Origin of the sequence: Sphingomonas sp. S2-65 (genome assembly GCF_021513175.1) — a bacterium.
Classification (GTDB): Bacteria; Pseudomonadota; Alphaproteobacteria; order Sphingomonadales; family Sphingomonadaceae; genus Sphingomonas.
Window position 1 is genome coordinate 631,939 of sequence record NZ_CP090953.1, and the last position, 19,363, is coordinate 651,301.

The window sequence follows — 19,363 nt, forward strand, 5'->3', positions numbered from 1 at the left end:
CGGAGTTCCGCATGCAGACCACCCGCCGCCAGCTGCTGCTCGGCACCGGCGCCACGCTTGCCGCCACCGCTTTGCCCGCCCAAGCCCTCGCGCAGGGTGCCGAGGATCAGGCAAAGGCGCTGATCGACCGGACCGCCGAGACTCTGCTCCAGCTCTCCCCGGAAAGCGCGACCACCCTCGGCATCGACAAGGACAAGCGCGCGCCGCTCAAGCATCGGCTTGCCGACCGCACCCCGGCGGGTCAGCGCAAGATGGCCGACCATCTGCAGCGCACGCTGGCGGACATCGCCAAGCTGGACCTCGCTGCGCTGAGCCCTGCCATGCGCACCCATGTCGACGTCATCCAGGCTTCTTATGCTAATTCGCTGAAAGGCCTTGGCTTCGGGTTTGGCGATGTCTCGGTCGGCGGCTGGCGCAACTCGCCCTACGCCGTCGTGCAGAATGTCGGCGCTTTTCTGGACGTGCCCCGCATGCTCGAGAACGAGCATCAGGTCGAGACGACGGACGACGCCGAAGCGTATCTCGATCGCCTGCGCTCCTATGCCGCGCAACTCGACGGCGAGACCGAGAGGCTGAAGCGCGCCGCCGGCCGCGGCGTGATCGCGCCCGACTTCCTGCTCGACAAGGCGCTCAAGCAGATCAAGCTCGCGCGCAGCGGCAACACCGCCGGCTGGGGCCTGGTGACCTCGCTCGCCAACCGCACCGCGGGGATGGAAGGCGATTTCGGCCAGCGCGCCTGGGAGATCTGCAACCAGGCCGTGGTTCCCGCCCTGGACCGCCAGATCGCCGAACTCGAACGCCACCGCAGCCGCGCCACTTCCGATGCCGGCGTATGGAAGTTCAAGGATGGCGACGCCTATTACGCATGGGCGCTGAGCGCCGGCACCACCACGACGATGACCCCCGACGAGGTCCATCGGATGGGCCTCGAACAGCTGCGGGCGATCCAGTCCGAGATGGACGTCATCCTGAAAAAGGAAGGGTACAGCCAAGGCAGCGTCGGCGCGCGTATGACCGCGCTAGCCAAGGACCCGCGCTACAGCTTCCCGGAGACCGATGCGGGGCGCAAGCAGATCGTCGCGCTCCTTGAGAGCCGCATCGCCGACATTCGCGGCAGGATGCCCCAGGCCTTCCACACGCTGGTGAAGGGCAATGTCGAAGTAAAGCGCCTGCCGCTGGCCGAGGAGCCCGGCGCGCCCGGCGCCTATGGCGGGCCTGGGACGATCGACGGCAAGGTGCCCGGCCGCCTGTGGATCAACCTGCGCTCCACCGGGCTGTGGACCAAGTACAGCCTTCCCGACCTCGCTTATCACGAGTCGATCCCCGGCCATGCCTGGCAGGGCGAATATACCTTCACCATGCCGCTGATCCGCTCGCTGCTCCAGTTCAACGCCTATAGCGAAGGCTGGGCGCTCTACGCCGAACAGCTCGCCGACGAACTCGGCGTCTATGCCAGCAACCCGGTCGAGAAGCTCGGCTATCTCCAGTCGCTGGGCTTTCGCTGCTGCCGGCTGGTGGTCGACACCGGCCTCCACGCCAAGCGCTGGACCCGCGAGCAGGCGATCCGCTGGTTCGTCGAAGCCAATGGCTCGAGCGAGGACGAGGTCCAGGGCGAAGTCGACCGCTATTGCTCCTGGCCCGGCCAGGCCTGCGGCTACAAGGTCGGCCATAGCGAGATCAACCGCCTGCGCGACCGCGCCAAGGCGGCGCTGGGCGCCCGCTACGATTTCCGCGCGTTCAACGACGCGGTCGTGCTCGGCGGCAACGTGCCGATGACGGTACTCGGGCACATCGTCGACCGGCACGTGGCGGCACGGCGCGCATAGCATCCGCGTGAAGGCGGGCGACGAATTTTCGCCCTGCCGGGTTGCCGGCATTGAGCCCGCCTTCACTTTGCTCTACCCACATCGCCGATGCTCTCGAGCCAAGCACCCACGGGCGCATGACCGCCACGATCGCGCTGGTCGACGACGACCGGAACATCCTCACCTCCGTGTCGATCGCGCTGCAGACCGAGGGTTTCCTCACTCGGGTCTATTCCGATGGCGAAAGCGCGCTGAAGGCGCTGGTCGACAATCCTCCCGATCTCGCCGTGCTCGACATCAAGATGCCGAAGATGGACGGCCTCGAATTGCTCCGCCGACTGCGTGAGAAGAGCCATATCCCGGTCATCTTCCTGACATCCAAGGACGATGAGCTCGACGAGGCGCTCGGCCTGGCAATGGGTGCCGACGATTACATCGCAAAGCCGTTCAGCCAGCGTCTGCTCATCGCCCGCATCCGCGCGATCCTGCGGCGTACCGAAACGACGCTGCCGAACGCCGATGGCGGGCACCAGGAACCCGCCGAGGCGCTGGTCCGCGGCCGCCTCGCCATGGATCCGGCGCGTCACAAGGTGACGTGGAACGGCGCCAACGTAACGCTGACCGTGACCGAGTTCATGATCCTGGAGACGCTGGCGCAGCGCCCGGGGATCGTGAAGACCCGCAACCAGCTGATGGACGCCGCGTACCAGGACGACATCTATGTCGACGACCGGACCATCGACAGCCACATCAAGCGGGTGCGGCGCAAGTTTCGCCAGGTAGATCCCGAATTCGACGCTATCGAAACGCTGTATGGCGCTGGCTACCGCTTCTCGGACGAATAGCGAGCGCGAGCTGGCGCTCACCTGGTCGAACGGGATCAGCCTTACCGTCCGTATCCTGGCGGTGAACATCTTCGCGCTGGCATTGCTCGGCAGCGGCTTCTTCTATCTCGATTCCTACCGCAGCCGGATCGTCGACAGCCGCGTCGCGCAGGCGAAGCGCGAGGTGCGGCTGATCGCCCAGGCGCTCGCCTCGGCCACCAACGAACGGCGCAACCTGCTGGTGCTGAGCCTCGCGCGCGACACCGGCACGCGCATCCGCCTCTATGATGAAGACGGAGCGATGCTGGCGGACAGCCAGGAACTCGGGCTGCGCAACGTCGTGCTGCGCGATCCCGACAAGGATCCGTGGAATCAGTCGACCGCGCGGTTCCTCGATGCAGTGATCGACACCGTCGCCGGCGCCGACCGCGCACCCTTGTTCCGCGAGCAGCCCGCTGATGAGGGCATGGACTGGCCCGACGTCCGCACCGCACGCGAGACGCTGGGGACTCCGGCAACGGTGTGGCGCGCGCCCGACCGAACGCCGATGATCACCGCGGCGGCGCCGATCACCCAGCTCGGCGTCGTCATGACGACGGTCAACGCCCGCGACATCACGCGAACGGTGCGGATCGAGCGCTTCCGCCTCAGCGTCGTGGTCGCCATCGTCGCGTTGCTCTCGATCTTCCTGTCGCTGTTCCTGGCGCGCACGATCGTCCAGCCCCTGCGGCGGCTCGCCCGCGCCGCGGTGCGGGTCCGGCTGGGCCGCGCCCGTGAGGTGGTCGTCCCCCGCCTGCCCGAACGCCGCGACGAGATCGGCCTGCTCGCCCGGGCGGTTTCCGACATGACCCAGGCACTGCGCGCGCGGATCGATGCCACCGAAGCGTTCGCGGCGGACGTGACTCACGAGCTCAAGAACCCGCTAGCGTCGCTTCGCTCGGCGGTGGACGGGCTGGCCCGCGTGAAGGACCCGGCGCTGCAGGAGCGCCTGCTGGCGATCGTCCAGGACGATGTCCACCGGCTCGACCGCCTCATCACCGACATCTCGGAGGCCTCGCGCCTCGACGCGCAACTCAGCCGGGCGACCTTCGAGCCGGTCGACCTGGGGGCGATGCTCGCCGCGTTGATCGCCCAGCGCGAAGCGCGCGGGTTTCCGAACGGCGTCCACATCCGTCTGGACCGCGGCGCCGGAGACCCGCTGCTGGTGGTCGGCGAAGGCGCACGGCTCGAACGCGTGTTCGAGAATCTGATCGAGAACGCCCTTTCCTTCTCGCCGGCCGGCGGCCTGATCGCGGTCACTGCCCGCAACGAAGGCGAGATGCTGATGGTGGCGGTCGAAGATGATGGTCCCGGTGTGCCTGAGGAAGCGCGCGAGGCGATTTTCCGCCGCTTCCACTCGGTGCGTCCCGATGCGGAAGCCTTCGGGCTTCATTCCGGGCTGGGCCTTGCCATCGCGCGTACGATTGTCGAAGGCCATCAGGGGAGCATTTCGGTGGAAGCAAAGGGGCAGGCAATGGGCGGGGCACGGTTCGTGGTGCGGCTTCCAAATGCGGAGCACGGCTGATGGTGGAGCCTCGTTTCGCGGAAGTATCCTCCGAGACCCTCAACGCGGCTTCGGTCGTACTGGGAGGCCGCGCCGTCCTGATCGAGAGCCGGGATAGCGGCGCCCGATCCGAGTTCGCGCTCCGGCTGATCGATCGCGGCGGCCGTCTGATCGCCGGCGACCAGACGGTGTGCCAGCGCCAGGGGAGCGACCTGATCGCCTGTGCGCCGGCTGAGAGCCAAGGCCAGATCGACGTGCCGGCTATGGGCATCGTCACCTTGCCGGTTACCGAACGCGCGCCGGTCAGCCTGCTCGTCGTCCTTCTCGATACGCCGCCACGCTTTCCGGAGCCGGCCAAGCGCCGGCTCGCCGGCATCGACGTGCCGGTGCTCGCGCTGGGCGCGGGTGACGTCGCCGCGCCGATCAAGGTCGGAATTGCACTGGGGCAATTCGGGGAATGAGCCATCCCAAGCACATCCTTCTCGTCACCGGCATGTCCGGCGCCGGCAAATCCACCGTCCTTCGCACGCTGGAGGATCTGGGCTGGGAAACGGTCGACAACCTGCCGCTGCTGCTGCTCGACCGCCTGCTCGACACCGCCCCCGCCAAGGGCACCCCGAGCGACGACGGCCGTCCGCTCGCCATCGGCATCGGCAGCCAGACCCGTGGCTTCGACGCGGAAAGCATCGTCCGCCGCATCAAGAAGCTGCAGGAAGACTATGGCCACCATGTCGGCACGCTGTATCTCGAATGCTCGGGCTCCGAGCTTGAACGCCGCTACGACGAGACTCGGCGTCGCCACCCGCTCGCGCAGGATCGCCCCGCCAGCGACGGCATAGCCCGTGAGCGCGAGCTGCTGATCCCGCTGCGGCGCTGGTCGAATCGGCTGATCGACACCACCAATTTGCGGTCGAACGAGCTGGCGCAGCAGATCCGCGCCACCTTTTCGGGAGACGATTTGGGCAAGACGGTGCTGACCGTGACGTCGTTCGGCTTCGCCCGCGGCCTGCCCCGCGACGCCGACCTGGTGTTCGACATGCGCTTCCTCCGCAATCCCCACTGGGTGCCCAAGCTCAGGCCGGGTACCGGCAAGGACACGGACGTCTCGGCCTATATCCAGGAGGACCCCGCCTACGGGCCGGCCATGGCGCAGATCGAGGCGCTGCTCCTCCTGCTGCTTCCCCGGTACGAGGCGGAGGGGAAATCCTATGTCACGGTCGCGTTCGGGTGTACCGGAGGGAGACATCGCTCGGTTCACGTCGCCGAACGGATGGCCCGCCGGTTGCGCGAGGAGGGATTTTCGCCCACGGTGTCGCACCGCGATTTGCAGACCGCACCGCAGGACTCGCTGGAAGGAGCCCCGGTCACCATTTCAGGGGGCGGAGTTTTAAGATGATTGGTTTGGTACTCGTGACGCACGGGCGGCTCGCCGAGGAGTTCGTCGTCGCGATGGAGCATGTGGTGGGCAAGCAGGACCGGATCGCCCCGATCTGCATTGGCCCCGAGGATGATATGGAAGGCCGCCGCGCCGACATCGCCGAGGCGATCGGCCGCGTGGACGAAGGTCAGGGCGTGATCGTGCTCAGCGACCTGTTCGGCGGCACCCCGTCGAACTTGGCCATCTCGCTGATGGAGGCCGGGCGGATCGAAGTGATCGCCGGGATCAACCTGCCGATGCTGATCCGTCTGGGCAGCGCCCGCAAGACGATGAAGGTGACCGACGCCGTCGCCGCGGCGCGCGACGCCGGTCGCAAATACATCACCATCGCCTCCGAAGTCCTTGGAGAAGCCGCCGCGTGAGCCGCGCCACTCGTATCGTCGCCATCGAAAATCAACGCGGGCTCCACGCCCGGGCTAGCATGGCCTTCGTCACCCTCGCCTCGTCCCAGCCGGTCGAACTGACGGTGGAAAAGGACGGCAACAGCGCCTCGGGCACTTCGATCCTCGATCTGATGATGCTCGGCGCGGCCAAGGGCGACTCGATCACGATCAGCGCGGAGGGCGACGGCGCCGAAGCCGCCGTCCAGGCGCTGGCCGAGCTCGTCGAAGCGCGCTTCGGCGAAGACTGATGCCGCGCGAGATTACCGCCTTTTCCAACCCGCTCATCAAGCGCGTCCGCCAGCTGCGCGAGAAGCGGCACCGCAAGCAAGAGGGCCTGTTCCTCGCCGAGGGGCTGCGCATCCTCACCGAAGCGCGCGAAGCCGGGCGCTTGCCCGAGTTCCTGTTCTTCGCCCGCGACAATGGCCCGCATCCGCTGGTGCAGGCGCTGGTCGCCGAAACCGAGGCAGCCGGCGGCGAGGCGATCGAGACCAATGCGGACATCCTGTCCAAGCTTTCGGGCAAGGACAATCCCGGCGCGGTCGTCGGCGTCTACCCCGAATTCGGTCCCGCGCTCGACGATCTCGACCGGACCAGCGCGCCGATCTGGCTGGTGGCCGAGCGGCTCCGCGATCCCGGCAATCTCGGCACGATTCTGCGCACCGGCGACGCGATCGGCGCGGGCGGGCTGATCCTGATCGACGATTGCGTCGACCCCTTTTCAGTCGAGGCGGTACGCGCCAGCATGGGGGCGCTCTTCACGGTGCCCGTCGTGCGGACGGATTGGGGCGCGTTCCTGCCCTGGCTGCGCTCGGGTCCGGGCCAGCTGGTCGGCCTCAGCCTCGATACCGAGCATGACTATCAGGCGCCGGCCTATGCATCCCCCACCTTCCTGCTCACCGGCAACGAGGCGCAGGGAATGCCCGACTTCATGGCGGCCGAATGCGACCTGCTGGTCAAGATCCCCATGCTCGGCAAGGCCGACAGCCTCAACGCCGCAGTGGCGACGGCGGTGATGGCGTACGAAGTGCTCAACCAGCAGCGGCGCGCCTGACCCGGAAGTTCGGCAACATGCCGTTCAGCGACGATCCCGCAGAGCAGCGGGAAAGGAGCCCTGCATGTCGCTGACCGTTCTCGCCCTGAGCCTCGCCGCAGCAGCCCAGCCTGCACCCTATCGCGCGCTCGGCACCGAGCCGTTCTGGTCGCTGACGATCGACGGCAGCACGATCCGCTACCGGCCGGCCGAGGGGCGCGGCATCAGCGTGGCGAAGCCGCGGGCGTTGAACGGGCGCAACGGCACGCGGTACCAGACCCCGCGCCTCTCGGTGCTCATCGCGCACACCCCGTGCAGCGACGGCATGAGCGACCGCCGCTATCGCAACACGGTGACGCTCCGCATCGGCGGCACGGTGCGCAAGGGCTGCGGCGGCGCGATCCTCTCCCAAAGCGGCGGCCCAACTCTGCTCGAAGGCGAGTGGACGGTCAGCGCGATCGACAGGCGTCCGGTGCTGCGCGGCACCGAGCCGCACATCGCCTTCAGCGGCACGCGCGTCCAGGGGCAGACCGGGTGCAACAGCTTCAGCGGCGGCTTCGATTTCGCGCGCGGACACCTGCAGGCCAGGCCGCTCGCCACCACCCGCCGCGGCTGCATCGGCGAAGGGCTTGCCGCGCAGGAGCAGCGCCTGCTCGCAATCCTCGGCCAGCCGCTCAGCGTCAGCCGCAGCCAATCGGGCGCGCTGGTGATGACTGCGCCGAACCGCAGCCGGCTGACGCTCGTCCCGCGCCGATAAGCCGGGCTATTCGGCGGCGGCGCGCGCCTCGTCCGCGTCGTCGATCTCGGCTGGGGGCAGCAACTCCACCGCCGGCGCCTTCGCCACCACGTCGACCGTGTCGATCGCCGTTAGCTCCGAATTGCCGGTATCGACGTTGAGCGCCTGGAAGCGGCGCGCCGATACCATCACCCGCCCCTCGAAGCTGGACACGAACTTGTTGTAATTCTCGACCGCGCTGTTGAGCCCGCCGCCGACGCGCTTGAGATGCGTCGCCGCCGTCGCCAGCCGCTCGTACATTTCCTTGCCCAGCTTGCCGACTTCGCGCGCGTCCTCGGTCAGCTTCTGCTGGCGCCACATCGCCGCGACGGTGCGCGCCAGCGGCAGGAACGCCGACGGACCCGCGATGATCACCCGGTTGCGCGCCGCGCGCTCCCAGAGCTCCATGTCGAACTCCAGCGCGCTCGACAGGAAATTGTCGCCCGGAATGTACATGATGACGAAGTCGGGCGCCTTGTCGAACTGCGCCCAATAGGCCTTGCGCGACAGCGCGTCGGCATGGTTGCGCACCGCCCGCGCATGCGACGCCAGCGCCGCCTGGCGCTCCTCCGCCGACGTCGCCTCGGACGCTTGCAGATAAGCGTCGAGCACGCACTTCACATCGACGATCAGCTGCTGGTCGCCCGGCAGGCGGATGATGAAGTCGGGACGCAGCATGCCGTCGTCGGTGGTGACCGACACTTCGGAAGCGAAATCGACATGCGCGTCGAGCCCGGCCAGCTCGATCAGGTTGCGGAACTGCTGCTCGCCCCAGCGCCCGCGGGTCTTGGGCGCCGCCCGCAGCGCGTTGACCAGCTTCGCCGTCTCGGTGCGGGTTTCACCGAGCCCCGCCTGCACCGACGAGATCGCCTCCTTCAGCGCGCCATAGCTGTCGTGGCGGTCCTTCTCGACCCGTTGCAGGCCTTCCTCATAGCGCTTGAGCGTCGATTCAACCGGCTGCAGCAAGGCCTTGAGCTTGGCTTCGTTCTTATCGCCGGCCTGGTTGAAGCGTGCATCGGCGCGTTCGAGGAAGCTCTTCTGCGCCTCGCCCAGCATGTTCGCGGCGAGCTCGCGAAATTGCCCGGCCATCACTTCGCGGGCGTTGACGAACTCGGTCAGCCGCTCCTCGAACGCGCCCGCCTTGGCCTTCAGCTCGGCATGTTCCAGCCGCGCCAGGTCGCGCTCGTCGCGAATTCGGGACAGCTCCGAACGCAGCGCCAGCGTCTCGCTCGCGCGCTCCTCGGCAGCAGCCAGGTCCATGATCGCGGCCTTGAAGTCCGCCTCGCGCTTGTCGCGCTCGGCGCGCATCTGCGCCACCCCTCGCCCGCCCAGCAGCCAGCCGGCCAGGATGCCGGCGAACAGCGCCAAGACGATCAATGCGAGAGCCAGGGGTTCCAAAACACGCCTCCAAGAACAGAAGGCGAACCTACCCCGCCGCTCGGGGCCGGGCAAGCGGAAGCTTCAGGCGTCCATCGCCCGACGGCACCCGCCCGCCGCCGGATCAGGCGGCGCGGCGCAGCTTGGTGAGCTTCTTCATGATCATGTCGCGCTTGAGCTTCGACAAGTGATCGAGGAACACGATGCCCTCCAGATGATCCATCTCGTGCTGGATGCAGGTCGCGAGCAGGCCGTCGAACACCGCGTCGTGCGACTCGCCCTTTTCGTCCAGCCACTTCACCCGGCATCGCGCGGGACGCTCGATATCGGCGAATTGCTCGGGGATCGACAGGCAGCCCTCGGTATAGACCGACATTTCTTCCGACGGTTCGGAGATTTTGGGATTGATGAAGACGCGCGGGTGCCGGATCGGCTTGCCCTCCTCGTCTTCCTCCTCCTGCAGGTCCATGACGACGACGCGCTTGGCGACGCCGACCTGGATCGCGGCCAGGCCGATGCCCGGCGCGTCGTACATCGTGTCGAACATGTCGGCGATCAGCTGGCGCAACGCATCGTCCACGTCCCCAACGGGTTCGGAGACGAGGCGCAAGCGCGGATCGGGTACTTCGACAATCGGTAGAATGGCCATGCCGGTCAAATAGTCGCGGTCCCGGATCGCCGCAAGCACCCGCGTGCTCAGGCGACCGGACGCCGCGCCCGCAATGCCTGGGCCAGCGTCCCTTCGTCGAGATAATCGAGCTCGCCCCCCACCGGCAGCCCATGCGCCAACTGGGTGATCCGCACCGGAAACGCCTCGAGCCGCTCGGCGACGTAATGCGCGGTGGTCTGGCCATCCAGCGTGGCGTTCATCGCCAGCACCACTTCGTCGACCCCGCCATCGGCGACCCGGCGGACCAGACTGTCGATGCGCAAATCCTCCGGACGGACCCCCTCCAGCGCCGACAGCCGCCCGCCCAGCACGTGGAACTTGCCGGGAAACAGCCGCGCGCGGTCAAGCGCCCACAGGTCGGCGACTTCCTCCACCACGCACAAGGCGCGCGCATCCCGGCGCGGATCGGCGCAGATCGCGCACGGGTCCAGCGTGTCGACATTGCCGCAGATGCCGCAGGTGCTCAGCCTCTGGCTCACGGCGCCCAGCGCCGCCAGCAACGGGTCGAGCGCGGTCTCGCGCTTCTTGAGCAGATGCAGCACCGCGCGCCGCGCCGAGCGGGGGCCAAGCCCCGGCAGCCGCGACAGGGCCTGGGTGAGTGCCTCGATTTCAGGAGAAGCCATGAACGCGACATAGGGACTTGCGCCCGGCACTGCCAAGCGGTTGAGGAGATGCCATGCGGATCATCTTCATGGGAACTCCCGAATTCGCCGTTCCGGTGCTCGACGCGCTGGTGCAGGCAGGGCACCAGGTGCTGGCAGCGTACAGCCAGCCGCCGCGCCGCGCCGGCCGCGGCAAGCAACTGACGCCCTCGCCGGTGCATGCCCGTGCCGAGGCCCTGGGGATCGAAGTCCGCACTCCGGTAACCTTGCGCGATGCCGACGCGCAGGCGGCGTTCGCCGCGCTCGGTGCCGATGTGGCGGTGGTCGCGGCCTATGGGCTGATCCTGCCGCGGCCGATCCTCGCGGCGCCCCGGCTGGGCTGCCTCAACGTTCATGCCTCGCTGCTGCCGCGCTGGCGCGGTGCCGCGCCGATCCAGCGCGCCATACTGGCCGGTGATGCGGAGACCGGCGTCGGCATCATGCAGATGGAGGCGGGTCTCGACACCGGCCCCGTCCGCCTGGAGGGTCGCACGGCCATCGATTCGAAGACCGCAGGCGATCTCACGGCCGAACTGAGCGCGATGGGCGCCAGGCTCATGCTCGAGGTTCTCGCCGACCCCGACGCCTTTCCGCCCGCGCCGCAGCCCGAGCAGGGCATCACCCACGCGCCCAAGATCGACAAGGCCGAGGCGCGGCTCGACTTCACGCAATCCGCGGCGACGGTCGAACGCCAGATCCGCGCGTTCAATCCCGCACCCGGCGGGTTCTTCGAGCTGAACGGAGAACGGATACGCGTACACGCAGCCCTCTGCGTTCCGGGCGCCGGCGCGCCGGGCACCGTGCTCGACGCCGCACTCACCATCGCCTGTGGCGACGGCGCGATCCGCCCGACATCGGTACAGCGCGCCGGCCGCGGCATCATGCCGGCCGAGGAGCTGTTGCGCGGCTTCGCCATCCCGCCAGGCACGCGGCTTTGACTCGGTTCGCGCTGACCGTCGAGTTCGACGGCCGCCCGTTCATGGGGTGGCAGCGCCAGAGCCACGGCCCCAGTGTCCAGCAGGCGATCGAGGACGCCGCAGGCAGCGTCACCGGCGAGACCGTGACGGTCCACGCGGCAGGACGTACCGATGCCGGCGTCCATGGCCTTGGCATGCGCGCGCACCTCGATATCGCCCGCGACCTGACGCCGTTCCGCCTGATGGAGGCACTCAACGCCCGCCTGCGTCCCAACCCGGTGGCCATTCTCGACTGCGTGGTAGTACCCGACGACTGGCATGCCCGCTTTTCCTGCCGCGCCCGCCACTACGAATATCGCATCGTCAATCGGCGCGCGCCGCTCACGCACGAAAAGGGCCTGGCCTGGCGTCTGGCCAACCCGCTCGACGCCCCGGCGATGCACGACGCCGCCCAGCAGCTGGTGGGGCTCCACGACTTCACCACCTTCCGCTCGGCGCATTGCCAGTCGGACAGCCCGGTCAAGACGCTCGACCGGCTCGACGTCACGCGCGAGGCCGATCGCATCCTGATCCGCGCCTCCGCCCGCTCCTTCCTTCACCACCAGGTGCGCTCGATGGTGGGATGCCTCGCGCTCGTCGGTCAGGGGCGTTGGAGCGTGTCGGACGTCGGGCGCGCGCTATCGGCAAAGGACCGTCAGGCACTGGGCCTCAACGCCCCGCCCGACGGGCTCTTCTTCCTGCGCGCCGACTATCCGCGAGCCGACGCCGCAGTCGACCCGCCGCTCAGCGGCTGAACCGCGCCGCCAGTTCGACATGAGTCGACCAGCGGAACTGGCCCACCGGTTGCACCCAGTCGAGCGTATAGCCGCCTTTGCACAAAGTCTCGGCATCGCGCGCGAAGGTACTGGGATTACACGAAACATATGCCACCAGCGGCACCTTGGATGCGGCCAGTTCGGCGACCTGCTCGCGCGCGCCTGCGCGCGGCGGATCCAGCACCACTGCATCGAAGTTGTTCAAGTCACCAGGCTGCAGGGGCCGCCGGAACAGGTCGCGATGGTCGGCGAAAACGGCCCGTTGCGCGCGCGTGGCCGCGGCCTTGAGCGCCAGGATAGGATCGCGCGCGGCTTCGGCGGCATAGACCCGCGCGCCGGGCAGCGCGAAGGTGAAGGTGCCCAGCCCGGCGAACAAATCCGCCACTGCCCGCGCGGCGCCGACGACCGCGCGCACCGCCGCGATCAGCGCAGCCTCTCCTTCGCGCGTCGCCTGAAGGAAGTTGCCCGGCGGGAACGGCACCGCGACGCCGCCCAGCGTGACCGCCACCGGCTCGGGCTCCCACCGCGCCGTCGGCCCGAACCCCTCGTCGATCGAAAAGCGCGCAAGCTTGTGGCGCCCGGCAAAGGCGGTGATCGCCTCGGCCGCGGCCAGCCCCTGGGCTTCCAGCCCGTCAATCAGAACGTCACGTCCCTGGTCGGTCTGCGCCAGATGCACGTTGATCCGCCGGTTGCCCGGGATCAACGCCGCCAGCAGTCCCCGCAGCGGCGCGACCAGCTGGAACAGCTCGGGCGCCAGTACCCAGCATTCCTCGATGTCGATCAGCGTGTGGCTGTTCTGCTCGGTGAACCCCATGCGCACCTGCCGCCCGCGCCGTTCGGCATGCAGGGTAGCCCGCCGGCGGGTGTTCGGCGGCGACAGCAGCGGCGTGCGGATCTCCGCCTCCAGCCCCTGCGCCGCCAGCGCCCCACCGATCCGGTCGACGATGAACCCGCTCCAGCTGGCATCGTCCAGATGCTGGAGCTGGCATCCGCCGCATGCCGGGAAATGCTTGCACGGCGGCTGCTGGTGATGCGGGCCCGGGACGACCGCACCGTCGTCCGCCAGCAGATCCCCGGGCGCGGCGAAGCGCACATGCCGTCCGTCCGCCGTCACCCCGTCCCCGCGTCCGGCAACCCGTATGATCTCGTTCAAACTCGAAGACATTCATCAACCGCTTGTGAAATAGGTTCAATCAACGCGTCGGCATGGAAGGCGGGCCCGGCAAGCTGCGCCGCGCGGCCATGCAGCCATGTCGCCGCCTCGGCGGCTTGCACGCTCTTGGCGCCCTGCGCGACCTGCGCGGCGAGCAGCCCCGCGAGCACATCTCCCGTTCCTGCCGTCGACAGCCAGGGCGAGGCTCCGGCCAGCACCCGCACTGCCCCCTTGGGCGAGGCGATCACCGTATCCGCGCCTTTGTGCACGATCGTCGCCCCCGTCGCCCGCGCAGCGGCGAGCGTGCGGTCGATCTTGCTGCCATCGAACCCGAACATCCGGTCGAACTCGCCCGAATGGGGCGTCAGCCAGGTGGGTGCGGTACGCGTCTGCAGCCAGGACGCGGCATTGGTCGCCATCAGGCTGAGCGCGTCGCCGTCGAGCACCAGCGGCTTGTCGGCGGCGAGGGCAGCCCGCAGATAGGCGTCGGCATTGCCGTCTCGGCCCAACCCAGGCCCCAGGACAATGGCATCGATCCGGTCCCATTCGAGAAACTCGGCGAGATCGGCGCTGCTGCCGAACCGGCGCCGCACCAGCGCGTCCGGGCCGCCTTGCCAGGGCTCGGCGCCCGCCAGCACGACATATCCGGCGCCCGATCGCATCGCCGCCACCGACGCCAGCCGCGCCGCCCCCGGCATCGCCCCTTCGATCGCCACCACCAGCCCGCGGCTGTATTTGTGGCTATGCGCGTGCGGCGTGTGGAGGCGCGGTCGCCCGACCGTTCGCCATCCGGTGTCGCTCTCGATCCCGATATCGGCAAGCAGCACCCGCCCCGACCGCTCGAGACCTGCGTCGAGCAGATGTGCAGGCTTCAGCGCGCCGAGCGCCAGCGTCACGTCGACACCGAGCGGCGCGCCCAGATCGGCGCCGGTGTCGGTATCCAGCCCCGATACCAGGTCGATCGCCAGCGTGAACTCGGCCTGGGCGCACAGGTCGGCAAACACTGCCGCCAGCCCACGCTCGAGCGGTCGGGCAAGGCCGGTTCCGAACAGCCCGTCGACCAGCACCGGACGCGGCCTTGCCGCGTAGAGCGACGTGGTCGTGCCTTGCCAAAGCGCATGCATCCGCGCGGCGGCGCCCTCTTTGGGCGCACCGGTCGCCACGACGCTGACGTCCAGCCCCTCATTCTGTAAAAGCCGTGCCGCGACATAGGCATCGCCGCCATTGTTGCCGGGGCCCGCGAGGATCAGGATCGGCCTCCCCATCGCGAAGCGTGCGGTTTCCCGCGCCACCGCCGCGCCGGCACGCTCCATCAAGGCGTCCTGCGATACACCCGACGCGAACACCGCCTGCTCGGCGGCGACGATCTGGGCGGCGGTGAGGATCGGCGCGCCGGCCGGTATCACCGCCGCGCCTCGGAACCCTTGACGGTTGCCGGCAGCCGGTATCGCGCCCCGCCCAGCGCCACTTCGATAACGTCGGGCCCCAGCACCGTGACCACCGCGCGCTCGGCTCCGTCCGCCGCCACGACGCCGCGGCCGTCCTTGGTCACCAATAGCCGGTGAAAGCCGCCTTCGGGCTGGCGCAGTGTCAGGAACATGCCGTCCTGCGACTGGACGCGGTCCACGGTGCAACTGCGGGTGAACGTGTCCGACCCGACCGGCGCACAGGCGATCTTGCCCTCGGCCTCGGCATAGGCCTCGCTCTGCGCCGCGCGCTTGGCGTCGGCCGGCTTGTCAGGAAGCGCCGGCTTGCACGCGGCGAGCAGCAGCAGCGCAGCCAGTCCCCCGCGCGCCGGCAGCGCGCGAGGGCAGGAGCGTGAATCAGATATCCGCGTATACATGGCGTTCGGCGCTGGCTCCCGGGTGCGTCACCGCGCCCTTATAGGCCGGGCCGACGGTTCGGGAATAGCGCCACAGCGCGCCGGATTGATAGTCGTTGACGCGCGGCTGCCACCGCGCCCGCCGCTCGGCGACTTCGGCCTCGGGCACCTGGAGGTCGATCGTCCCCGCTTCGGCGTCGATGCGGATCAAATCGCCATCCTCCACCAGCGCGATCGGCCCGCCTTCCGCAGCCTCCGGCCCGACATGCCCGATGCAGAAGCCGCGCGTGCCGCCGGAGAAGCGGCCGTCGGTGATCAGCGCCACCTTCTCGCCCATGCCCAGCCCATACAGCGCGGCAGTGGTCGACAGCATCTCGCGCATGCCCGGACCGCCCTTGGGCCCTTCATAGCGGATGACGATCACTTCGCCTTCGCGGATCGCGCGCTGCTCGACCGCCGCGAACGCCTCTTCCTCGCAATCGAAGCAGCGCGCCGGGCCCTCGAACTGCAGACGATGCATGCCCGCCACCTTCACGATCGCGCCGTCCGGCGCCAGCGATCCGCGCAATCCCACCACGCCGCCGGTCGGCGTGAGCGGCGTCTTGACGTCATGGATCACCTTCTGATGGGGGTTCCAGGTCACCTCATCGATGTTCTCGCCCAGCGTCCTGCCGCTGACGGTCATACAGTCGCCGTGCAGGAAGCCGCCCGCCAACAGCGTCTTCATCAGCATGTACACGCCGCCGGCCTCGTACATATCCTTGGCGACATAGCGCCCGCCCGGCTTCAGATCGGCGATGTAGGGGGTCGTCTTGAAGATCTCGGCCACGTCGAACAGGTCGAACTCGATGCCGGCCTCGCTCGCCATCGCCGGCAAGTGCAGCGCGGCGTTGGTCGATCCGCCCGTCGCCGCGACCACGCGCGCCGCGTTTTCGAACGCGTCGCGGGTACACAGGTCGCGCGGGCGCAGGTTGCGCGCGATCAACTCCATCACCTGCACCCCGGCGGCATGCGCCACCTGTTCTCTGCTGGTATAAGGAGCAGGCGCCATGTTGCTGTTCGGAATGGACAACCCAATCGCTTCGGCAACGCAGGCCATGGTGTTGGCAGTGAACTGCCCGCCACAGGCGCCGGCACCCGGACAGGCGACCTTTTCCAGATCATGCACTTCGCTCAGCGGACACGCACCCGCGGCGTAGCGGCCGACCGCTTCGAACACATCGACCACGGTCACGTCCTTGTCGTGGAAGCGGCCCGGCAGGATCGATCCGCCATAGACGAAGATCGACGGCACGTTGAGGCGCAGCATCGCCATCATCATCCCCGGCAGCGATTTGTCGCACCCGGCAAAGCCCACCAGCGCGTCATAGCAATGCCCGCGCACGCTGAGCTCGACTGAATCTGCGATCACTTCGCGGCTGACGAGCGACGACTTCATCCCCTGGTGGCCCATGGCGATGCCGTCGGTAACGGTGATGGTGTTGAACCGCCGCGGCATACCGCCGCCCGCAATCACCCCGCGCCGCGCGACTTCTGCCTGTGCGTCGAGCGTGATGTTGCACGGCGCGCTGTCGTTGCCCGCGGACGCCACGCCGACGAACGGCTTGGCGATGTCCTCCTCGGGAATGCCCATCGCATAGTAATAGCTTCGGTGCGGCGCGCGCTCGGGACCAACGGAAACATGACGGCTGGGGAGCGTGGATTTATCAAACTGGTGTGTCATAGCGCGACAGGCTATTGCGCGGCAGCAACTCCGCGCGCAAGACTATTGCGCAAAGAATTTGCCAGTTCGGCGAGCAGTGCAGTCCACCCGGCAACCCCGTCGCGGTGGCGGATCAGATCGTTGCGGATCTCGATCGCCGCGGAGGGGATGCCATTGGCTTCGGCGTGCCGGTTCAGAGTCGCGTTAAGCAGCCGCCCCGAATAAGGCTGGTTGTCCCCGGTCACCCATCCACGCTCCTCGAAGAAGCGGATCGCCGGCAGCGCGGCGCGGGCGTCGCGATTGTAGAGGATGCCGACTTCCCACGGCCGGTCGGTACCACCCTGTTCCAGCCGCGGCGTGAAGCTGTGGATCGACAGGATCAGCCTGGGCCGCTGAGCGCGCACCCGGTTGGCGAGCAATCGGTGATAGGGCGCATGGAAGCGCGCGATCCGCTCGGCACGGTCGGCATGTTCATTGCCGGGGACCGCATGGCCGTCGGATCGGAGCGGGATCAGCGCAGGATGGTCGGGCTCGCGGTGGAGATCGACGACCAGCCGCGACGCCGTCGCCAGGATCGCCGGCGCGTCGAGCGTCGCGGCAACACCGCGGGTAAGTGGCCCGGCGCCGATATCCACGCCAATGTGCAGATCGAGCAGCTCGGGCGCGATGCCGAGATCCACATCGTCCGGCACGGCTTTTGAGGCATGGTCGCAAAGGAGCAGGATATCCCGCTGCGACCCCTCAAGTATTTCAGCCGGTGGTGTCATCGGAAGTCCGCTTCTCGCTTGTCTTGGAATGCCCGGAGTCCTTCGGCAAACTCCGCACCGCCAAAGGCCGCGTCGAACTGCGCATCAAGGCCGCTGCTGCCGGCCACCATGCGCTTGAGCAATCGCACGGCGCCCGGCGCATTGGCGGCGATCCGCAGCGCCATCGCCTGTGCCGCGGCGCCCGCATCCTGCGCACGAGCCTCCACCAGCCCGATCTGCGCGGCCGCATCGGCATCGATCCGCTCGGCAGTGAACAGCAGCCGCGACGCCTGTCCCCGGCCGATCTGCGTCACAAGCCGCGCGACATCAGCCTGCGGATAGCCGATGCCCAGCCTTGCCGGCGTGATTGCGAAAACCGCATCATCGCCGGCGATGCGGATGTCGGCCGCCAGCGTCAGGGCCACTGCCGCGCCGAAGCAGCCGCCGTCGATCGCGGCGATGACCGGCATCGGCAATGCCGCGACCGCCTCAATGCCGGCGCGCATCGCCTGGCGAAACCGCACCCGCAGATCCGGATCGTCCCGAAGCCGCGCGAACTCGCCGATGTCCGCGCCTGCCGAGAAGATGCCGGAAGCCTCCGAGCGCAGGATCACCGCGCGGGCATCGCCGATCCGGCCGAGCGTCTCGGCCAGCGTGTCCCACCCGGCGATCGGCAGCGCGTTGCGCGCCGCCCCGCGGTCGAGCGTGACGACGGCGATCGGTCCGTCTTGAAGCAAGTGGATCATGGGACGGCTCTGCCCGATCGGGCGGAGCCTGTCACGATGGTGGCGCGGGGCGAGCCGGGCCACCAGCGGACGTCCGGCCCCGCCGTCTGATCCGCTGCGTCCACTCTCTCGCACGCCCGCAAAGCCCCGCTTACCAAGCCTGGCAGACGCTCAAACAAGCTGCGTAACCGCGCTCCACCAGCCTGCCCGCGCCATCGCGGCGCCCGCGGCGGCGCACGCCTCCGCCTCGTCGAACAGCGCGAAGCACGTCGCTCCCGACCCGGACATCCGCGCGAGCACCACGCCGGGCTCGGCCTTGAGCGCGGCGATCACCTCGGCGATCACTGGCGCGGCCGCGATCGCCGGCGCCTCGAGGTCGTTGCGCCCTTCCAGCGGATCACGGCCCAACGGGCCTCGGTCGACACCATCCCAGCGCTCGAACACCGAAGCGGTCGACACCGCCACACCCGGGTTCACCAGCAGCACCGGCGTTCCCGGCCGCCCCGGCACCGGCTCCAGCTTCTCGCCCCGTCCCCGCCCGATTGCCGTACGTCCCAGCAGGCAGGCGGGCACGTCGGATCCCAGCCCTTCGGCGATGTCGAACAATGCCGGATCGTCGACCGCGACGCCCCGCAGCCGCGCCAGCGCCCGCAACGTCGCCGCCGCATCCGCCGATCCGCCGCCGAGCCCCGAGGCCACCGGCAGATGCTTTTCCAGCTCGATGGCATAGGCGCCATCGCCGAACCGCTCGCCGAAGCGCGCGGCGGCGCGCGTGACGAGATTGTCGCCCTCGGACGACAAGGCATCCGCGAACGGCCCGGTGATGGCAAAGCGCGGGGCATCCGCCGGCGCCACGCGAACCACATCGCCGAACGCCACGAACGCGAACAGCGTCTCGAGTTCGTGATAGCCGTCAGCGCGGCGCGCGCGGACATGCAGCGCGAGGTTGAGCTTGGCGGGCGCGGGTTCGGTGATCATCCCCGCGCCTTAGCAGCCC

Annotated in this window: 21 protein-coding genes; 11 read left to right on the plus strand and 10 right to left on the minus strand. The window is 68.7% G+C overall.

Annotation, left to right across the window (positions count from 1 at the left end):
• The first annotated feature begins 11 nt into the window (after positions 1 to 11).
• The 9 genes from LZ586_RS03145 (at position 12) to LZ586_RS03185 (ending at position 7,780) form a co-directional block, all read left to right on the plus strand.
• Positions 12 to 1,826: a DUF885 domain-containing protein gene (locus LZ586_RS03145; protein WP_235078235.1), complete on the plus strand. Its 1,815-nt coding sequence runs from the start codon at positions 12 to 14 to the stop codon at positions 1,824 to 1,826.
• 116 nt (positions 1,827 to 1,942) lie between these two features.
• The gene (locus tag LZ586_RS03150) at positions 1,943 to 2,650 is read left to right on the plus strand and encodes a response regulator transcription factor (protein ID WP_235078236.1); all 708 of its coding nucleotides are present in this window, start codon (positions 1,943 to 1,945) and stop codon (positions 2,648 to 2,650) included.
• Complete coding sequence (locus LZ586_RS03155) at positions 2,619 to 4,193, plus strand: sensor histidine kinase (RefSeq protein ID WP_235078237.1); 1,575 nt, start codon at positions 2,619 to 2,621, stop codon at positions 4,191 to 4,193. Before LZ586_RS03150 ends, LZ586_RS03155 begins: the two co-directional genes overlap by 32 nt.
• Positions 4,193 to 4,633 carry an HPr kinase/phosphorylase gene (locus LZ586_RS03160; RefSeq protein ID WP_235078238.1) on the plus strand — a complete coding sequence of 147 codons (441 nt, stop codon included), beginning with the start codon at positions 4,193 to 4,195 and terminating at the stop codon, positions 4,631 to 4,633. The genes LZ586_RS03155 and LZ586_RS03160 overlap by 1 nt, the downstream gene beginning before the upstream one ends.
• Positions 4,630 to 5,568, plus strand: coding sequence for an RNase adapter RapZ (rapZ, locus tag LZ586_RS03165; protein WP_235078239.1), 939 nt, complete (start codon positions 4,630 to 4,632; stop codon positions 5,566 to 5,568). The genes LZ586_RS03160 and rapZ overlap by 4 nt, the downstream gene beginning before the upstream one ends.
• On the plus strand, positions 5,565 to 5,972 hold the full coding sequence (locus LZ586_RS03170) for a PTS sugar transporter subunit IIA (protein ID WP_235078240.1): 408 nt from the start codon (positions 5,565 to 5,567) through the stop codon (positions 5,970 to 5,972). Before rapZ ends, LZ586_RS03170 begins: the two co-directional genes overlap by 4 nt.
• Entirely contained in the window at positions 5,969 to 6,241 is a 273-nt protein-coding gene (locus tag LZ586_RS03175) for an HPr family phosphocarrier protein (RefSeq protein WP_235078241.1), read from the plus strand. The genes LZ586_RS03170 and LZ586_RS03175 overlap by 4 nt, the downstream gene beginning before the upstream one ends.
• Entirely contained in the window at positions 6,241 to 7,044 is an 804-nt protein-coding gene (locus LZ586_RS03180; RefSeq protein WP_235078242.1) for a TrmH family RNA methyltransferase, read from the plus strand. The genes LZ586_RS03175 and LZ586_RS03180 overlap by 1 nt, the downstream gene beginning before the upstream one ends.
• A 64-nt stretch (positions 7,045 to 7,108) precedes the next feature.
• A complete protein-coding gene (locus LZ586_RS03185) occupies positions 7,109 to 7,780 on the plus strand; it encodes an META domain-containing protein (protein WP_235078243.1) in 672 nt (223 codons plus the stop codon).
• A 6-nt stretch (positions 7,781 to 7,786) separates the two neighbouring features.
• Here the strand turns inward: LZ586_RS03185 and LZ586_RS03190 are convergent, their stop codons facing one another.
• The 3 genes from LZ586_RS03190 to recR all read right to left on the minus strand — a co-directional run bounded on the left by LZ586_RS03190 (position 7,787) and on the right by recR (position 10,468).
• Positions 7,787 to 9,196, minus strand: coding sequence for a DNA recombination protein RmuC (locus LZ586_RS03190; protein WP_235078244.1), 1,410 nt, complete (start codon positions 9,194 to 9,196; stop codon positions 7,787 to 7,789).
• 103 nt (positions 9,197 to 9,299) lie between these two features.
• Positions 9,300 to 9,824 carry a peptide deformylase gene (gene def, locus LZ586_RS03195; protein ID WP_235079719.1) on the minus strand — a complete coding sequence of 175 codons (525 nt, stop codon included), beginning with the start codon at positions 9,822 to 9,824 and terminating at the stop codon, positions 9,300 to 9,302.
• 47 nt (positions 9,825 to 9,871) lie between these two features.
• Positions 9,872 to 10,468 (minus strand): recombination mediator RecR, encoded by a 597-nt coding sequence (gene recR / locus LZ586_RS03200; RefSeq protein WP_235078245.1) that lies wholly within the window; start codon positions 10,466 to 10,468, stop codon positions 9,872 to 9,874.
• Between the two features lie 53 nt (positions 10,469 to 10,521).
• Here recR and fmt point away from each other — a divergent pair, with 53 nt between their 5' ends.
• Together fmt and truA are read left to right on the plus strand one after the other, a co-directional pair.
• Positions 10,522 to 11,424 (plus strand): methionyl-tRNA formyltransferase, encoded by a 903-nt coding sequence (gene fmt, locus LZ586_RS03205; protein ID WP_235078246.1) that lies wholly within the window; start codon positions 10,522 to 10,524, stop codon positions 11,422 to 11,424.
• Complete coding sequence (truA, locus tag LZ586_RS03210) at positions 11,421 to 12,197, plus strand: tRNA pseudouridine(38-40) synthase TruA (RefSeq protein ID WP_235078247.1); 777 nt, start codon at positions 11,421 to 11,423, stop codon at positions 12,195 to 12,197. The genes fmt and truA overlap by 4 nt, the downstream gene beginning before the upstream one ends.
• Here the strand turns inward: truA and LZ586_RS03215 are convergent.
• The 7 genes from LZ586_RS03215 to LZ586_RS03245 form a co-directional block, all read right to left on the minus strand.
• Positions 12,187 to 13,383, minus strand: a complete 1,197-nt coding sequence (locus LZ586_RS03215) for a class I SAM-dependent RNA methyltransferase (RefSeq protein WP_235078248.1) — start codon at positions 13,381 to 13,383, stop codon at positions 12,187 to 12,189. The two genes, truA and LZ586_RS03215, sit on opposite strands and share 11 nt — an antisense overlap.
• Complete coding sequence (locus LZ586_RS03220) at positions 13,368 to 14,777, minus strand: NAD(P)H-hydrate dehydratase (protein WP_235078249.1); 1,410 nt, start codon at positions 14,775 to 14,777, stop codon at positions 13,368 to 13,370. Before LZ586_RS03220 ends, LZ586_RS03215 begins: the two co-directional genes overlap by 16 nt.
• Positions 14,774 to 15,214 carry a hypothetical protein gene (locus LZ586_RS03225; RefSeq protein WP_235078250.1) on the minus strand — a complete coding sequence of 147 codons (441 nt, stop codon included), beginning with the start codon at positions 15,212 to 15,214 and terminating at the stop codon, positions 14,774 to 14,776. Before LZ586_RS03225 ends, LZ586_RS03220 begins: the two co-directional genes overlap by 4 nt.
• Positions 15,195 to 16,916: a dihydroxy-acid dehydratase gene (gene ilvD / locus LZ586_RS03230; protein ID WP_235078251.1), complete on the minus strand. Its 1,722-nt coding sequence runs from the start codon at positions 16,914 to 16,916 to the stop codon at positions 15,195 to 15,197. The genes LZ586_RS03225 and ilvD overlap by 20 nt, the downstream gene beginning before the upstream one ends.
• Before the next feature lie 11 nt (positions 16,917 to 16,927).
• Positions 16,928 to 17,662: an N-formylglutamate amidohydrolase gene (locus tag LZ586_RS03235; protein WP_235078252.1), complete on the minus strand. Its 735-nt coding sequence runs from the start codon at positions 17,660 to 17,662 to the stop codon at positions 16,928 to 16,930.
• Positions 17,659 to 18,387, minus strand: a complete 729-nt coding sequence (locus LZ586_RS03240; RefSeq protein WP_235078253.1) for an enoyl-CoA hydratase/isomerase family protein — start codon at positions 18,385 to 18,387, stop codon at positions 17,659 to 17,661. The genes LZ586_RS03235 and LZ586_RS03240 overlap by 4 nt, the downstream gene beginning before the upstream one ends.
• Positions 18,388 to 18,537: 150 nt before the next feature.
• Positions 18,538 to 19,344, minus strand: a complete 807-nt coding sequence (locus LZ586_RS03245) for a 4-(cytidine 5'-diphospho)-2-C-methyl-D-erythritol kinase (protein ID WP_235078254.1) — start codon at positions 19,342 to 19,344, stop codon at positions 18,538 to 18,540.
• Positions 19,345 to 19,363: the final 19 nt, after the last annotated feature.

Excerpts from the sequence above, each read along its gene's own strand:
- LZ586_RS03145 (WP_235078235.1), top strand. The coding sequence starts at position 12 with ATGCAGACCACCCGCCGCCAGCTGCTGCTCGGCACCGGCGCCACGCTT.
- LZ586_RS03150 (WP_235078236.1), top strand. The coding sequence starts at position 1,943 with ATGACCGCCACGATCGCGCTGGTCGACGACGACCGGAACATCCTCACC.
- LZ586_RS03155 (WP_235078237.1), top strand. The coding sequence starts at position 2,619 with ATGGCGCTGGCTACCGCTTCTCGGACGAATAGCGAGCGCGAGCTGGCG.
- LZ586_RS03160 (WP_235078238.1), top strand. The coding sequence starts at position 4,193 with ATGGTGGAGCCTCGTTTCGCGGAAGTATCCTCCGAGACCCTCAACGCG.
- rapZ (WP_235078239.1), top strand. The coding sequence starts at position 4,630 with ATGAGCCATCCCAAGCACATCCTTCTCGTCACCGGCATGTCCGGCGCC.
- LZ586_RS03170 (WP_235078240.1), top strand. The coding sequence starts at position 5,565 with ATGATTGGTTTGGTACTCGTGACGCACGGGCGGCTCGCCGAGGAGTTC.
- LZ586_RS03180 (WP_235078242.1), top strand. The coding sequence starts at position 6,241 with ATGCCGCGCGAGATTACCGCCTTTTCCAACCCGCTCATCAAGCGCGTC.
- LZ586_RS03185 (WP_235078243.1), top strand. The coding sequence starts at position 7,109 with ATGTCGCTGACCGTTCTCGCCCTGAGCCTCGCCGCAGCAGCCCAGCCT.
- def (WP_235079719.1), bottom strand. The coding sequence starts at position 9,824 with ATGGCCATTCTACCGATTGTCGAAGTACCCGATCCGCGCTTGCGCCTC.
- recR (WP_235078245.1), bottom strand. The coding sequence starts at position 10,468 with ATGGCTTCTCCTGAAATCGAGGCACTCACCCAGGCCCTGTCGCGGCTG.
- fmt (WP_235078246.1), top strand. The coding sequence starts at position 10,522 with ATGCGGATCATCTTCATGGGAACTCCCGAATTCGCCGTTCCGGTGCTC.
- LZ586_RS03215 (WP_235078248.1), bottom strand. The coding sequence starts at position 13,383 with ATGTCTTCGAGTTTGAACGAGATCATACGGGTTGCCGGACGCGGGGAC.
- LZ586_RS03225 (WP_235078250.1), bottom strand. The coding sequence starts at position 15,214 with ATGTATACGCGGATATCTGATTCACGCTCCTGCCCTCGCGCGCTGCCG.
- ilvD (WP_235078251.1), bottom strand. The coding sequence starts at position 16,916 with ATGACACACCAGTTTGATAAATCCACGCTCCCCAGCCGTCATGTTTCC.
- LZ586_RS03235 (WP_235078252.1), bottom strand. The coding sequence starts at position 17,662 with ATGACACCACCGGCTGAAATACTTGAGGGGTCGCAGCGGGATATCCTG.
- LZ586_RS03240 (WP_235078253.1), bottom strand. The coding sequence starts at position 18,387 with ATGATCCACTTGCTTCAAGACGGACCGATCGCCGTCGTCACGCTCGAC.
- LZ586_RS03245 (WP_235078254.1), bottom strand. The coding sequence starts at position 19,344 with ATGATCACCGAACCCGCGCCCGCCAAGCTCAACCTCGCGCTGCATGTC.